The organism is Burkholderia sp. WSM2230, assembly GCF_000472445.1.
Classification (GTDB): Bacteria; Pseudomonadota; Gammaproteobacteria; order Burkholderiales; family Burkholderiaceae; genus Paraburkholderia.
In genome coordinates, this window is sequence record NZ_AXAJ01000012.1 from 93,829 (window position 1) to 108,188 (window position 14,360).

Here is a 14,360-nt window from a genome sequence, read left to right on the forward strand (position 1 = left end):
GTGCGATCATGGTCGATCAGAAGCAAGTTGCGGTGGGCAAGGACGAGAAAGCAGGTAAGCATGTTGTCGACGATCTTAAGGCAAATGCCGATACTGCGACGGCGAACGATACAGCATCGAAGGCGGCACCGCCGACGAAGATGGAACTCGCGACGGAAATCTACAAGCGGATGCGGACTGTTAAGGACGTGACTCGGAAGGACATCATCGAGAATTTCATCGCCGAGGTGAAGCTGACGAAGGCTGGTGCGAGCACTTACTACCAGATGATCAAAGACAAGCACGAGCCGCAGAGCAAGAAGTAAAACGACTGTTGTTGCCTTCGAAAAGCTCCTTCCGAGGGCTTCCTTCCTCCATCATAGGCCGGTGCAATCTGAATGGACTTCGGAGTCGATGCATCCGATGACATTTTAAGTCGTTTGCTTGGACGTCCCGGTTCGACCCCGGTGCCGTCGTTCTAGTTGATGTTCCGCAACGGCCGCTTCCACGTGTCCAGCACTCATTTTTTACGCTGAGATCGACCCTTTGTCGCAGATACTCTGTCCGATTTTGCAGGGGACTTCCGGTTGATCATGGCGACGATTAAGATCAACATCCGAATCTGAGATTAGCGACTACCGTTACGATGTGGTCAATCGTGGGCCGCTCAGGGCTGAACGCTGAACTCAACAATAGGTGCGAGAGGTACTGAGGCAAACTTCCTTGCTTATGAACCGAGGCTCGTATATCCCAATGTCGAGGTGCTCAATGCGACATCTACGCATTTTCGTCTGGGGGTATATCAGCTTGTTAATGTCCTGCACGGCGGCGTCCCATGTTTCAGCCGAACAAGGCACGGGTGGCGATGTCCTGCCTTCCGCTAGTAGGGCGATTGGAGAAATTCGCCAAGCAAGTGCTTCGTGTTCGATACCCGTGAGCTCCTGTCGTGCCTGCGCAGTCACGTGTCCGCCGGGGAAAAGCGCTGTGTGTAACCCATCGCGAGAGCAATGTACGAGCTGGCCAAACTGTCTGTGCTTGAGCCAGCCTTCCTGCTTTTGTCAGTGAGTCGCCTTTGTCGTTGTTGTTTTCTTCAAACACGGCGAAAGGCAAGGCGTGGAGATCGCGCGCAATATGAGGACCCCATGCGAAATCAAGAAATTGTGCTACTGACTGTCGCTTTATCTTCCGGAGCTATGGCTCAAGGCGTTGGACCTATACATGAGCGTCCTCTCACTTCGTGGTCGACGAACTATCCGACTATAAAGCTTAATGAACCATGCGCGGGAGGAGGGCAAACCGCATATCTCGAGCATGGGGGGGCATCTAAGCCGACAAAGATCGGAATCTGCGTGTGGAGCAGGAGTACGTCGCCCTCAGGCTCAATATACTCAGAGTCGATCAATTATTATTCCGGCGCCTTGAGTGGGCATGCGCTCCGTCAACCACTAGGTTGCCACGTGCCAGGCTCTGTGGAATATCACATTGCTTATTACGACCTCGACGATGGTTACAATCCTGGGCAAGCGGTACTTACGGAATCTGATGCGTCGTTGGTGCTGCAGACTACAACGGCTGGTGGTTCAAAGCACTACGTGGTCCGAAACTCAAATTTCACAAAGAACATAACCATTAGCTACCGCTTAGGTAACAGCCACACGATCGCATCCATACCGCGCCAGGGCGACCAACTCGTTTCTGAGGTTATAAGTTCACATTTTGACCAGCCGTACCGTTCGCCAGAAATGGGGGCGCCGTGCGACTGACTTCGCTGCGGCAACTCGATGAACGGTTCCATCCCGATATTGCAGCTTAGCCCGCGCCGGACTGAGCGTTACGGCTGCCAGTGGGTCCCACATGATGTCGCTCACCTGCTCGCTGTGCAGCGACCCCACGGCGCGTTTCAGGGCACAGCTGCATTCGTGGATGTATCTGCTGAGGCGGCGCTACCAGCTTTGCGGGCAATGATCTATCGCCGCTCGGAAGCGCATTTATGGATTTTGGCGGCGCGTTCCGCTCGACTTCTTGGTCGTTCATGAAATCGACCGCCGCGGTATCATCGTCCCTGAGGCTGTCTTACTATTCTGCTTGTCATTGTCCGATCTTAGGCATCGTTATATCTGTCGTTATACCGGTCGTGATATCTGTCGCTGTAACGATCACTGTATCTGTCACTGTACCCGTCGCCGGCTCCAGCGTGGGAGCTATACATCATTGCATTCAGTCTTCTCTCGAGCAGGTTGTCCGCCAGTTTCTGAAGGTTAGCTCTGTTGGCAGAATAGTAGTCTAATCTCTGTTGGGTAGCTCGACATTCGATATTTCTCTTGCTCGAAGATCGCACAATGAAGGCTTGACATCCAAAAGAACAGATGTCGTTCGCCTCACACGTCGCACAGTTTCGCCAATTGTCGGGTGAGAGACTGTGGAAATCATTCGCGGTCATTTTTTGCAGCGGTGAAGTGCTGGGCGATAACGACCCAAGCGAGAATTCATGGCTGTCCCAATCAAGCCGCCCGCACGGAAGAATGTTCCCAATCTGAGACAATGCGAGGACTTCCCTTGCCGCACCGCAAGTGCGGCTACGGCAAAGTTCATCACGGAGGTTCGCCCGATCGTCGTTCTTATGAAAGAATCTGAGCAACTCCAGTGCTAAATTATCTTCGATCAACCCGAGGCCATCTGAGGACGTCATAAACTCGATGATCGCAGTATGCGCACGCAGGATTTGGTCAGTAGTCAGTTCAGGCAGGTATTCGCCCGAGCCCACCGAGTACACTATGTTTGCCTTAAAGCTTCGAGCCCCGAGCTCTTCTTGTATCCAATTGCAGATCTCGTAAAGCGAGTCGAAATTTCCTTGATTGATTGTAGTGAGAATACCCGGGGTGACACCCGCGTCAGCAGCTTTTCGGTAAGACCGCACAGCCCGCGAAAGCAAGGGTCGCATCTGATCTTTACTCGGTCCATCGATGCTTCCACTGATAGCTATGTTCAGTCGTTGAAACAACTCGATCATCGGGTCACTCAGGTTGAGTAGATTCGTCTGAACTGCGAAACGAATCACTTTCCCAACTCGTTCGGCGAAGTCGCACAAATGCTGTGTTGCGCATTCAAACCACTCACTAGGCATTAGCGTAGGTTCGCCTCCGTGGAAAACAAAGCAGACTTCGCGACGTCTCGTATTACTAAGAAGCAGCTCAGCAGCCGTGCAGAATGTTTCCAGAGACATCTCCCCGGATTTCGTTAGGTGTTCATAGCAATATCTACACCGTAAATTGCACCTGCTGGTCACCTTGACGATTAACGTTCCGCAATCGGCAAAGAGCCGCGCGGCGTGGGACGTCTCATGACCATCGACCGCATCTTTACTGAGTTTTATTTGAGCCATTTTCATCTTTGTTGGCACCGGGGCATGAGAGCGGACAATTTAGGCTTGTGAAACAGAAACCGACTCGCCGACCGTCATCCTTGCAGTACGTGTTGCATTGCTGGTTACCGCCGTTCCCGATCGGCTGACAGTTCGCACTACAAAGCCCCAGCGCACAGCCCGATTGCGCCAGTAAAAGAGCGGGGGGGTCTATTTTCTCAACGTCGGCCGCAAAGGCCGCTGCGCAGCAAAGCAACAGCGCTGTTAGAACGCCGCCCTTTTTTGCCGTGTGCATCAGCAAGACATCTCTTTGCATACGCCCGACCTCCGACAACCACTAGTCCGAATCAGCCAGCAGCGCAGGTACCGGCTCGTTGCTGGCTCGCTTCTCTGGTTTTATAGAATATGGGTGAATCGTTTTCAAGCCAATAACTTTCCGTGTTATCACTCCGTTGGGCTTGTCTTCTTCGGAGTTGGTACTATGATAATTGTTTTGGAGTCCACAAAAATGAGTCACACCTGCACTGCACCCGGACACCCTTCCTGCACAATCACATGTCCTCAAGGCTGCATCGCCATTTACAACGAAGAAACTGGCGTCTGCAGAACCACCTGTGGGCCCGCCGACGCGCCAACAGGATGGGCTGGCAGCACGCGCGTTTCAATCGAAGCTTACGATGCCAGGTCTGAGGATATCGCGAGACTTTTCCGAGGCTCGTTGAATGCAGAAACGTTGGCTTTACTGGACACCTCGCAGAAGCGTTTGTCTTTTACACATCGAACGACAACCGTCGACGAGTTGGGCAAAATACTCACAAAGCTCCTAACTGTATGATGGTGTTCGCGTCAGCTCAGACTTTGATTCGATTCACTTTCTTCATCGGCAAGATCCAGGCACTCTAACTGTGATCGAACGCGACTCTGCCTAAAACGAAAGACCCGCAGACGGCACGGAACACCGTAGATTCAGCAGCCATGAAGCATAACGCGCAACGGATGACTGATTCGCCACACAGACCGGCCGTTCAGCGGCACGTTGCCATCGTCTCTTCTTGTGGGCGGACTCTGCCTCATGAAAATAGCGTTCGCTGCCCAAATCGCGAAGGTCGCGATTAGCCGCACGCCCTTGTTTGAGCCAGCCAACAGCAACTGACAACCGCCCGCTTCTGAGCCAGCATGAGACGCTCGTGGTCGAAGGCATCATCCCGCTTCGGTCAATCGATATTTGATCGTAGTGCTGATCAAATCGCCGCGATGTTCACTGATTCGTAGATAAGTGCTTTTTCTGTGTTGTTAAAACGGTGTGTTATCTGCTGGAACGACGGGACTGATCGCAAGTCGGTCTCACGGCAGAATCTTAATAAGCTCATGATCTGGCTCGGAATTCCTTGTTAGATCAAGAACGTAGAACGCCAGTGCGCAAGGGTGACGCGAAAACTGTCACTGTTCCTCGCCGGATTTCGCGATGTTCGCCGTCGCGAAGGTCGATCTGCTGGACCTTGGGCGCAATCTCAACGAACGCAGCGCAATCATGGTCGATCAAAAGCAAGTCTGGCGAGCAGCAAGGACGACAAGGCAGCGAAGCCGAGTGCCGGTGAATCGAAGTCGGCCGCGGACGGTCGACAGCGAACGATAGCGCAGGGAAGGCGGCATCGGCTACGCCGACGAAGATGGAACTGCCGACGGAGATTTAGAAGCGGATGCGGACGGTGAAAGATGTCACGCGGAAGGACAGCATCGAAAAGTTCATCGCCGAGGTGAAGTTGACGAAGCCCGGGGCGAGCACGTACTACAAGATGATCAAGGACAAGCACGAGCCGATGGGCAAGAAATAGGTTTGCCTACAGTAAATCGGGAAAAGTCCAGGTGGCCGGTTTCGGGTTCACCCCTTCTTTTGCTGGATCAAATGCATCAGCTTGTCGCGGTCTGCTTCCAGAACGGATCGGACCGACGTTGCAGGCCGGCGCCTTGCGCGATCAAGGAACGCTTCGGGCAGGAAGTAGCCCGATAGCGCATCCATGCGTTTCGGACCGAGGCGATTGCCCAACCACTCGGCTACATCGCTATCGAAGAAGGGGAAGTTCCTTTTCGATGGCCGATGCACGGCGATCGCCCTCAATTTCGTGGTGTTGATGATGTCTGATACGTCGCCATCGAAGCTGAGCACCTCCGCCACGTAGAAGTCCACGTGAGGAGCGTGATCAGGAGAGACGGAGGTCAAGGCATCCAAGGCTCGAGGAATATACATGTCCCAAGCGCAGTTTCTGATCAGCGCTAGGGGATCTGCTTGGTTTTGGATTGAATTGAGCTTTGCGGAAATTCTTGACCGGTTGCTGCGAAGCAGGATGTCACCACAAATGATCAGCTCCCGTAGCATGATCGTGGAAAGTTCTTCGTGCATGTAGGCTACCAACTGCGCTAGCTTGTGCTCTTTGGCCTTCTTGGAACTCAGTTCGATGATCTGAGTACGAACTAAAACTGCCTCCATCAGATCGAGCTGGCCTTGCAGACCGGCGAAAAGCCCAGACCTCAGGTTCCGCTCGAATTCCGCAATCAGGCCGGTGGCGAAATTCTCCGCACTCTCACGGAACACAGTGCGGAAACGCCGGCCCCATTCCGCACTCAGCATGCTTCCGGAGGACGATAGCGCATGGATCGCGGCTATCGACCTTTTGCATTCCGCGATCGTCCCATCGTTCCAGGACCTGAGCGACTCCCACAGATAGAGATAGGGGTTGAGCTGCTGCAGCTTTGGTCCAATCTGGTTGATTAAATCGGCCCAGTTCAACGCTTTCGGGGATGGGTCGTCGTGGTACGCGATATTTCGGATATAGGTGGCCGCATTCGAATCCACAAACATGGCCGAGCCGCCGCGGAAGGTAATTGGCCCGGATTGAGAGACAAATGGTGCGTCCATCAACCATAGCGATTTCCCGCGGAATACGGACGTTGCAACGCCGGAGGAGCCTAGTGTCCGGTCTAGCAGCTTTATGGATCCAGCGTCACTCTCCTCCGCAAAGATGATCTGCCATTCTTCCAATGCAGCCGCCGTTTTCTCGAACCGGCGGTGGGCTTCGAGGGCATTGGGAGCTGAACAGATCTCCTGCACCAGTTGCTGGTCGGAGAGTTGTTGGGATGGTGTTCGTTTGGAAGATTCGGACATTGGAACGGTTGAGAAGACGTGACTAAGACCTATCCATTCGGAATCTCCAGCCTAGCGCCACCATGAAGCCTTGGCACGCATTTGGGCAATTCGAAGAATCCGACAGCGTTGATGATAACAACGCTGTCGGACCTTATAGGCGTCTTGGCCGCCCTTCCCAAGTGCCGTGGCCAGCGTCCGGCGGGGGCGCTAGGGTGCTTTGGTCTCGCGCGACGAGCTTGGGCCGTGCTCCGTGACCGCACTTAGATGGGATCCAGGCTGCGTCTGCGCAACTTAGCGACCTCTGCGTGGTGTGTGAACGATAGACCGGTGAGTAGGTCGGGATCGGCGTGTTCAACAAGCGCTAAGTGCACTCACAGTTTTACGTTCTCTGCGGGCGTCACCCTCGCGGACAGGGAGGGAAATCCGGCGAAGACCGACTTCCATGACGTGCTTCGGCAACGAAACATCAGTCTTTCAAGGAATTTCCAGAAATATGGTGGATTGACTAGTTGTGCATGTTGATTTGCGCGCAACCTTGACCCACCGGGGATGCGGACAAGATCTTGGACTACTTTGGCGGTAGTCCATGTATTCATACGGAGACTGCCTTCGGGCGCGACCACCCGCCGCAGTATTCGATAAGTTTTTTTCTCTGTGTTGTTGAGGCGGTCTGTTATCCGCTCGGCGTAGGCCTGGTGATGGGCTGGCCCTACGGCAGACCTTTAAGCTAATAATCTGGCTCGAAATTCCCCGTGGGATCAAGGGGATAGGGAATCGGTGCATGAGGGTGACGTGAAAACTGTCGCTGTTGCTCGGTGAGTTTCGAGGTGGTCAGCGTTGTGTTTGTCGCAGTCGTTCGCTTGCCGTTGCCTTGAAGGTCGATTTGCTGGACCCTGGACGCACTTTCAACGAATGGAGCGCGAGCATGGTCGATCATAAGCAAGGCGTGGCGGGCAAGGACGAGAAAACGGGTAAGCCTGCTATCGCCGATGTGAAGGGAAATCCGGGTACTGCGACGGCGAACGATACCGCAGCGAAGCCTGAACTAGCTACGCCGACGAAGATGGAATTGGCGACGGAGATCTATAAACGGATGCGAACGGTCAAAGACGTGACCCGGAAGGACATCATCGAAAAGTTTATCGCCGACGTGAAGCTAACAAAGGCTGGCGCGAGCACCTACTATCAGATGATCAAGGACAAGTACGAGCCGCAGGGCAAGAAGTGATTTGCTGGATATTTGAACGATGTTGCGAGAGGCTCCGCGAGGAGCCTCTTTCTTTTGGGATGGCGCGACACATTGATTAGGCGGTCTGTTCGGCTTGGTCGCGCGGTGGAAATAAGGATGGGTCTAGCCTGCATCCCTCAAGCTCACTGAGGGCTGGATGTTTACTCGAACCGGTAACGTGTGCGATGTGTTCGAACAAGGGTATTGGGCCGACAAATCGTTTCGCCTGAGGGATGACGATATAAATTTGGCCGCCGTGCAGCGTGGACATTTCTCGCCAAAGACTTGGGTCGTCCGATAGAGCTATATGCGCGCTTCGCCCCGCCGGGGTGAAGACAGAGAGCCCAAATTTGTCTTTGTTTGGTAAGAGGATGATGCTGTATGCACCGCGCCAAGAGAGTAGCTTTTTGGTGTGGTCACCACCTTTTTGCCAGTAGGCGGTTCCATACAGGGGGATTTCTGACGCTCGGTCGGAGTCTTGTTCCCACATGGCATTTCTAAGATGTGCGGCATACGGCGTAGCAAGGAATGCGTCTCCGAAAAGGTTATGGCCTATCGCGCGAGCGATCTTTGCCATGAACCGGGCCTCAGCATTCACATTGATGCTCATATTCATGGTGCGTGGACCACTGCCGAGGGATCGAATTTTTTCGATATCGGGGAGGGCCGTTTCGTCTTGTGCATGAACGAACGGATCATCCAGTTTGTCGTCGGATATATCGAAATTCAGTGCATATCTCCGCGCACGCCGAAAATGTGCCTTGATCGATCGTAATGCAAGGCTGATCCACCACGGATGGGACGCAGTGAGCGCGATATACACGCGCCCCGTGTCCTTTCGTCTCGCGATTGGATCTCCGCCTAGGTATGTAACGAACCGTTCGTCGTCTCGCTTGTGGAAGTGATAGACGTGCTCCCCGGCCGGCCCGAGCCAAGATTCACACACTTCTTCCGTTGTCGAAATTGCTTGTACCTGGCCCATGTAGATTAGCGGTAGTGTGCTGTCGTCAGCATCCAACGTCAGGTACTCGCGAGATGCCAGTGCATCATCGTTGTTTCGGAACCAGTTCTTAATGAACGGGCCATCGATGAAAAGGCCGCACAGGTTGTTGCACCTCTGGCATACCCGACGGGTCTTGAATACCTCGTCGCAAAGCGATCCCCCAAGACTGTCCGGGAAAATATGTTCCAGAGAGAACTCAGCGATAGGCTTGTCTTTCTCACAATAGATGCAATTCCTGGTCGGCACATCTGTCGACGCCACTTGTTCTGCTGATGTAGGCATCTGCTTCGCAGGAAGAGGGCGGTTGTTTGGAAAACCAGATGGTTGCATTGCACCGGTATGCGAAAAAACCCGGGCCCGCGAAGAGGCCCGGATTGTTGCTGTTTGATCAGTCGAAGTTGAAGCTCAACTGACCGGGTGCGGACCGCCAGTGCGAGCACACACTTTCCAGATTGCCGAAGCGAACCCGAGTGTAGTTACGCACGAAGACAGTCTTAGCCCGCGTAAAGGCGCGTGTGGGCATAATCCCTCCGTGTAAGGAGGTTGAAAGCGATTCTTGCCCTCAGTTCCCTTGTCGCGTACACTGCAAGGGTTATCTGACCGATAACTGTGGGTGACAGAAGCACGCTCTAACGCGCTGTCTTTTGCTCGCGGACACCTCCAACGTTTCAATCTCCTGGCCGAGATTGGAGTGTTGGGGGTGTTGTTTTTTGGGCTAGGATGCGCCGAGCTACGTATCCGGAGCCGAATCATCTTCCTTTCATTCTTTCCCCTCGGGCGCGAAGCCCTTCCAGCGCTTGACGTAGGCCGCGAGCATCGTTTGCAGCATGACCCAATCGTCAGCGTCAAGACCGATGGGAACGGTGATCTTCGCGCTGCGCTTCCCTGGGAGCGGGATCTCAAAACGTTCAACGTCTGGATCGTCCTCTTCCGGTTGCGCCGCCTTGCTGCTGTCCGACTCGACCTTTATTTCTTCCGTAGTTTTCGTTGCCCGTTTTTGACTACCGTTAGCTTTCGGCGCTGGAGGCGGTTTGATGTGAGGGGAGACTGGAATTCCATATTCTTTGGCGGCTGCGAGAAAGAACGCAATGGTCTTGGTCAACGTACTGCCGCTAATGCCCAAGCTGCGGAACTTCTCTGTCATTTGTCCCGCGCTGGCGTGACTCAGATCGAACTCTGGGTCTTCGAACAGAAAAGCGTAAGAATCTTGAAAAATCTGCTGCAGAGTCGGCTTACGCGCCTCGTCGTCCGCGAGGACAAGGGGTTTGAAATGCTCCTTCGGCTTGCCTGAATCGTCGATCAGTCCAAGATAGCGAAGGGCCGCGATCATGCCCGATTGCTGTGAGCCCGACGCCTTCGGCATGAGCGTTTTGTCGATGCGTGCTGGAACAGTGCCCGCGTCCCGTAGTGTATTCAGGAACGTCGTCAGAGAGATATGAGAGATGACCGGCGGCGTAGCTGGTTTTTCTTTGTTGCTCGCCATGATGTGCCGTATGAGAGTTGTCAGTGGTTGCACTCTAGCACTAACCTCACCTCTGTGCAATGTAGCCGCTGGACTTTCTTTTTTGTGGAAAATCCAAGTCGCAAATTGTCTTTCGCCGTGATATCAGATGATATCAGTCGATATCAGAGCAAATCAGAGCAAAACATAGGCCGTTTCAGTCCCGTTAAATTGCTGTAACCTTTTGATTAGCCTAAGAAAATCATTTTTCGCTGTGATTCGGGCGAGCAAGGTCGTGATTTTTCGGTTGGATCGCAGCTGAGCTTGGGACGTTCAGTTGGGTGGCTGGTCTGCGCTCGGTGAAAAATCGGGAGGCCTTCTTTGCCTCAACACCCCGAGTCTAATATTGCCTGTTTCGTTGTTCAGGCGCGGCTCTGCAAGACAGCGAGTCGCCGTTCTACAGAACCGTGCGCGGATGTTTTGTTTGGCCGAAGGAGCGTACGCTCGCTTCACGACAGTTCCAAGGTGAAGAGCCGTGTGTAGCCGCATGAGGAATGTGCCACGCAGCTGATTATCTTAATGAGATGATTACCGCGGTGACGGCATTGCTGAACTATTACCGTAGCTTCTCGGAAACTGTGCTGGTATGGAAACTGGCGTCGCCGTCAAACCCGCATGACACGTGGTCTTCAATGGTGCCTACTGGAAAACCACATCCAAAACCCGCATGAATACTGGGTTTGCTCAAGCCGTTGCAGCTTGGGAAGCTAGGGTATTACCATTATACGACGCCCGCAGAGCACGCTATTTTACTCGCGAAAGGGCGACGAGCGCAAATTGCGCCGCCGTCCTTTTCTAATCACCGGCTAGGCGAAGCGGCCTCAGATCACGAAGTAGGTAAGCTGCACAGCGGCGCGCGTCACCACCATCAACAGAACCTGCACGATCACGAATAGAAGAATCGGCGAAAGGTCGATGCCGCCCAGTTGCGGCACGACGCGTCGCAGCGGGTTCAGAAACGGCGCGGTCAATTGATACAGAATCGGCATGGCCGGCGAACGCGGATTGAGCCACGAGAGGAGCGCCATCAGGATCGTCAACCAGATAACCAGGTTCAGCGCCCACTTGATCACGGTCAGCACGGCGACGATCAGCAAGGTCGGAACCAGCGTGAGCGGATCTACGCCGGTCAGCACCACCATCAGTACGACGTAGATGATGGCCGCGATCAGCGCCGCCACGAGGCTTGCCCAGTCGACGTTGCGGGTGCTCGGCAGAATGCGCCGCAGTGGCAGAACGATCCAGTTGGTGGCATGCAGCACGGCGTTCGTGACCGGGTTGTACGGCGGCATGCGCACGACCTGGAGCCACGCGCGCAGCAGCAGCGCCGCGCCGAAGAGCGTGAAGACGGTATTGAGCAGAAAACGGGCGATATCGCCAAACATCTCGTGTCCTTATGCTTCTGATGGCGGCCGGTTACCGGCCTGGCGCCGGCGCTTCCGGTGGGGCGCACGGCGGTTTGTCATGTCACATGCGCCGCCGATGCGGCCGCATGCATTGCGAAATTGTTGAGGCAGTCTGGCGTACACCCTTGCTGCAAGGTCAGCGCGAAAACCCGGCACACAGCGGCGGCGCCGCGCGTCATTACACGGAAACCTTGATCTCGCTAATAAGAATGGCGCCGTTGCCGCCGTCCGTGTAATTCGGAATGTCCGCGAGAAGTCGCTCGGACGCGGGCTTGAAGACCTTGTAGAAGTCGTCCGTGCTATCGAACAGGAAGTGACCCGCTGCCACGTAAGGCGGCGGCGTGCCCGGCGGCCCCGCGTTGATGCCGACGTCGACGGACCAGCCCTTCAGCGACGGCCCGAACAGTTCCGCCGCGAGCGGCATGTGCGTGGCGCAGTAATAGTCCACGTCGAAGTGGCCGTTTTCCCGGTACGGATAGAGGATGCTGACCTTGATCATTGTGCGTTCTCGTCTGTTGGTCCCGAAGCGAAGCGCCGGTGCATTGCGCGCGGCGCCGGACGTCACATTATCACGGCTTACTTCACGCTTGCACCTGCTGCCGCCTGATTGAGTGAGCGGCCCAACGATTCTTCGACGGCCTCGGCGATGGCGTCGATCGCGGCGGGCGGCGCGGCGCGGCGTTTCGCCAGCCCGATCGCGCGCCGCGACAGCAGGCCGTACAGCGCGGCATGATCGCCGCCCAGGCTCTCGAACAGCGCCAGCTGTTTCTGCACGACGCCCGTGTCGCCGCGCGACACGGGGCCGGCGAGCGCGTTAGCCAGGCCCTTGTCGCGGGCGGTTTCGATCGTGCCGGCGAGCATCGGCAAAAGCGCGCGCAGCGCGTCGTCTTCGGCGAAACCGAGCGTGCGCCACAGCGCAACGCACTCGGCCAGGCTGCACAGCGCGAAGCTCGCCGCATAGTGCGCGGCGCCGTGGTACAGCATGCGGCCGCCCGGCGGAATCGACAGCGGATGGCAGCGCAGCGCGACGGCCAACGCGGTCAGCGTGTCCTTCAGCGCGTCTTCGGCCTCGATCGTCACCGAACAGCCGGCAATACGTTCCAGATCAGTCCGCTCGCCGCCGAAAAGAAAAAGCGGGTGAAAGCCGCCAATCGACGCGCCCTGGTCGCGCGCGGGCGCGAGCAGTTCTACCGGCGATGCGCCGCTGCAATGCACGAGCGCCTTGCCGCAGGCTCCCTCCGGGCCAAAGCGCAGTGTGTGCGCTGACGTACCGATGGCGTCGTCGGGAACCGCTAAAAAGACGACGTCGGCACTGTCGACCACGTGCTGCGGATCGTCGAGCGCCGAGCAGCCGGGAATCTGGCTGGCGAGCCGGCCGGCGGAAGCCGGCGTGCGGCTCGCCACCGCCGTCACCGGATAGCCGGCATTGAAAAAGCCGAGCGCGAGGCAACGCGCGAGCCGCCCCGCGCCGATGAAGCCGAGGCGGGGCAGAGGAGTGGACGTGGACATGTCGGCGGGACTCCAGACGGGGCTTGGACGCGAAAGCAGCAGTATCGCGCATCGGCCGGCGGGTGGCGCAACTCGCGCGAGGGTCGTCAGATGAGTTGGCCGACGATATGGCGCACGCTGTCGGTCATGGTCGGGCGCCCGCCCCGCGGGCTTGAAAACTGCTCACAATTTCCGCATGGCCAAGTGGCCGTGGCTGTTTCATGAGTACTTGCTTCGCAATCTTGCAATCTCGCAATAGAACTCGGGGAGGTCACGATGAGCATTTTTTCTTACCGGAAGCACCTGCGGTTTCTGACGCCCGCGCAGCGGCGTCGCTGGTGGGATCAGAAAAAGCGTCTGAGCCCGCGGGTGCGGATTAGCGTCGCGTACGTACCGCCCAATGTGTCGCGCGAATTTGCGTATGTGAAAGTCGGCTAAGCCGACGCCCGCGTAGGACAAGACGATGCCCGGCGTCCCCGCCGGGCTTTTTATTGCACTGTTCCTTTCCGTGGTCGACATCGGCTAATTTGTAATTAAAGATTACCGATACTGCAGCCGTTGGCCCCGCATCAGCCGGCGGCCCACGCCCCGCGCGTTACAAAGCCGCCCAACTGCCCGGTTCCCCGCGAACTTCCCGCCCTTCCCACGACGCCGTCAGCGGACTGCTTGCGCAGGTTCCTTTTCGCCTATTGCAATTTGCTACAAATGCGAACACCGTGGCGCGGGCTTTTTGGATAAATTAATTTCGTAGCATGCGAGGCATGCGAACACGGCGACCTTGAGTAGGGCCGCGCCAGGAGAATAAAGTGAAAAAGATCGTCCCGTTTGTTGTTGCTGCCGCACTCGGCGTGGGGCTCGCCTCCGTCGCGGAGGCGCACGTTTCTGTCGGTATCGGTATCGGGGTGCCGGTCGCGCCGGCTTATCCCGTGTATGCGGCGCCGCCGCCGGTGTACTATCCGCCGCCGCCGCCAGTCGTATACGCGCCGCCGCCTGTGGTCTATGCGCCGGCGCCGGTCGTGGTGGGTGGTTACTATGGCTATGGCCGTCCCTATTATCGCCATGGCTATTACCGCGGGTACGGCTATGGCCACGGCTACTATCGGCGCTGAGCGGCTAGCCCTCTCGTCCTGAACCGATGAACGGCGTAACGCCGGCCTGACCGCCGGGTTACGCCGTTTTGGTTCTGGTTGTCTCGCCTGAGTGTTTGGCGACGTTCCAAAGCAGCAGCGAAGCTGGGAAAATGCGTGCT

General features: G+C 56.1%; 11 protein-coding genes and 1 pseudogene. 5 read left to right on the forward strand and 7 right to left on the reverse strand.

Features of this window, described 5'->3' with window-relative positions:
• The first annotated feature begins 8 nt into the window (after positions 1-8).
• Positions 9-305, forward strand: coding sequence for a hypothetical protein (locus A3AC_RS0121670; RefSeq protein WP_025601336.1), 297 nt, complete (start codon positions 9-11; stop codon positions 303-305).
• Positions 306-2,080: 1,775 nt separating this feature from the next.
• Here the strand turns inward: A3AC_RS0121670 and A3AC_RS0121675 are convergent.
• Positions 2,081-3,367, reverse strand: a complete 1,287-nt coding sequence (locus tag A3AC_RS0121675) for a radical SAM/SPASM domain-containing protein (RefSeq protein ID WP_084515548.1) — start codon at positions 3,365-3,367, stop codon at positions 2,081-2,083.
• 1,504 nt (positions 3,368-4,871) lie between these two features.
• Here A3AC_RS0121675 and A3AC_RS31100 point away from each other — a divergent pair.
• Positions 4,872-5,175, forward strand: a pseudogene (locus A3AC_RS31100) (hypothetical protein).
• A gap of 47 nt (positions 5,176-5,222) precedes the next feature.
• Here A3AC_RS31100 and A3AC_RS30180 read toward each other — a convergent pair.
• Complete coding sequence (locus A3AC_RS30180; protein WP_025601338.1) at positions 5,223-6,503, reverse strand: hypothetical protein; 1,281 nt, start codon at positions 6,501-6,503, stop codon at positions 5,223-5,225.
• Positions 6,504-7,410: 907 nt separating this feature from the next.
• Here A3AC_RS30180 and A3AC_RS0121690 point away from each other — a divergent pair.
• On the forward strand, positions 7,411-7,713 hold the full coding sequence (locus A3AC_RS0121690) for a hypothetical protein (protein ID WP_025601340.1): 303 nt from the start codon (positions 7,411-7,413) through the stop codon (positions 7,711-7,713).
• 76 nt (positions 7,714-7,789) lie between these two features.
• On the opposite strand, the gene A3AC_RS0121695 is transcribed toward A3AC_RS0121690, so the two are convergent.
• The 5 genes from A3AC_RS0121695 to A3AC_RS0121725 form a co-directional block, all read right to left on the reverse strand.
• Positions 7,790-8,998, reverse strand: coding sequence for an HNH endonuclease (locus tag A3AC_RS0121695; RefSeq protein ID WP_025601341.1), 1,209 nt, complete (start codon positions 8,996-8,998; stop codon positions 7,790-7,792).
• Positions 8,999-9,476: 478 nt separating this feature from the next.
• Entirely contained in the window at positions 9,477-10,199 is a 723-nt protein-coding gene (locus A3AC_RS0121705) for a DUF5343 domain-containing protein (RefSeq protein WP_025601342.1), read from the reverse strand.
• A gap of 839 nt (positions 10,200-11,038) precedes the next feature.
• Positions 11,039-11,602 carry a YggT family protein gene (locus A3AC_RS0121710; protein ID WP_025601345.1) on the reverse strand — a complete coding sequence of 188 codons (564 nt, stop codon included), beginning with the start codon at positions 11,600-11,602 and terminating at the stop codon, positions 11,039-11,041.
• Positions 11,603-11,801: 199 nt separating this feature from the next.
• Entirely contained in the window at positions 11,802-12,122 is a 321-nt protein-coding gene (locus A3AC_RS0121720) for an EthD family reductase (protein ID WP_013340239.1), read from the reverse strand.
• A gap of 77 nt (positions 12,123-12,199) precedes the next feature.
• A complete protein-coding gene (locus tag A3AC_RS0121725; RefSeq protein WP_025601347.1) occupies positions 12,200-13,132 on the reverse strand; it encodes a Rossmann-like and DUF2520 domain-containing protein in 933 nt (310 codons plus the stop codon).
• A 255-nt stretch (positions 13,133-13,387) separates the two neighbouring features.
• Between A3AC_RS0121725 and A3AC_RS30770 the strand changes: the two genes are divergently transcribed.
• The gene (locus A3AC_RS30770) at positions 13,388-13,549 is read left to right on the forward strand and encodes a hypothetical protein (protein WP_198018026.1); all 162 of its coding nucleotides are present in this window, start codon (positions 13,388-13,390) and stop codon (positions 13,547-13,549) included.
• A 368-nt stretch (positions 13,550-13,917) separates the two neighbouring features.
• Entirely contained in the window at positions 13,918-14,220 is a 303-nt protein-coding gene (locus tag A3AC_RS0121735; protein WP_025601349.1) for a hypothetical protein, read from the forward strand.
• The last annotated feature ends 140 nt before the right edge of the window (positions 14,221-14,360 follow it).

Bases quoted from the DNA above. Each gene is read 5' to 3' on its own strand.
- A3AC_RS0121670 (WP_025601336.1), top strand. From the start codon at position 9: ATGGTCGATCAGAAGCAAGTTGCGGTGGGCAAGGACGAGAAAGCAGGT.
- A3AC_RS0121675 (WP_084515548.1), bottom strand. From the start codon at position 3,367: ATGAAAATGGCTCAAATAAAACTCAGTAAAGATGCGGTCGATGGTCAT.
- A3AC_RS30180 (WP_025601338.1), bottom strand. From the start codon at position 6,503: ATGTCCGAATCTTCCAAACGAACACCATCCCAACAACTCTCCGACCAG.
- A3AC_RS0121690 (WP_025601340.1), top strand. From the start codon at position 7,411: ATGGTCGATCATAAGCAAGGCGTGGCGGGCAAGGACGAGAAAACGGGT.
- A3AC_RS0121695 (WP_025601341.1), bottom strand. From the start codon at position 8,998: ATGCCTACATCAGCAGAACAAGTGGCGTCGACAGATGTGCCGACCAGG.
- A3AC_RS0121705 (WP_025601342.1), bottom strand. From the start codon at position 10,199: ATGGCGAGCAACAAAGAAAAACCAGCTACGCCGCCGGTCATCTCTCAT.
- A3AC_RS0121710 (WP_025601345.1), bottom strand. From the start codon at position 11,602: ATGTTTGGCGATATCGCCCGTTTTCTGCTCAATACCGTCTTCACGCTC.
- A3AC_RS0121720 (WP_013340239.1), bottom strand. From the start codon at position 12,122: ATGATCAAGGTCAGCATCCTCTATCCGTACCGGGAAAACGGCCACTTC.
- A3AC_RS0121725 (WP_025601347.1), bottom strand. From the start codon at position 13,132: ATGTCCACGTCCACTCCTCTGCCCCGCCTCGGCTTCATCGGCGCGGGG.
- A3AC_RS30770 (WP_198018026.1), top strand. From the start codon at position 13,388: ATGAGCATTTTTTCTTACCGGAAGCACCTGCGGTTTCTGACGCCCGCG.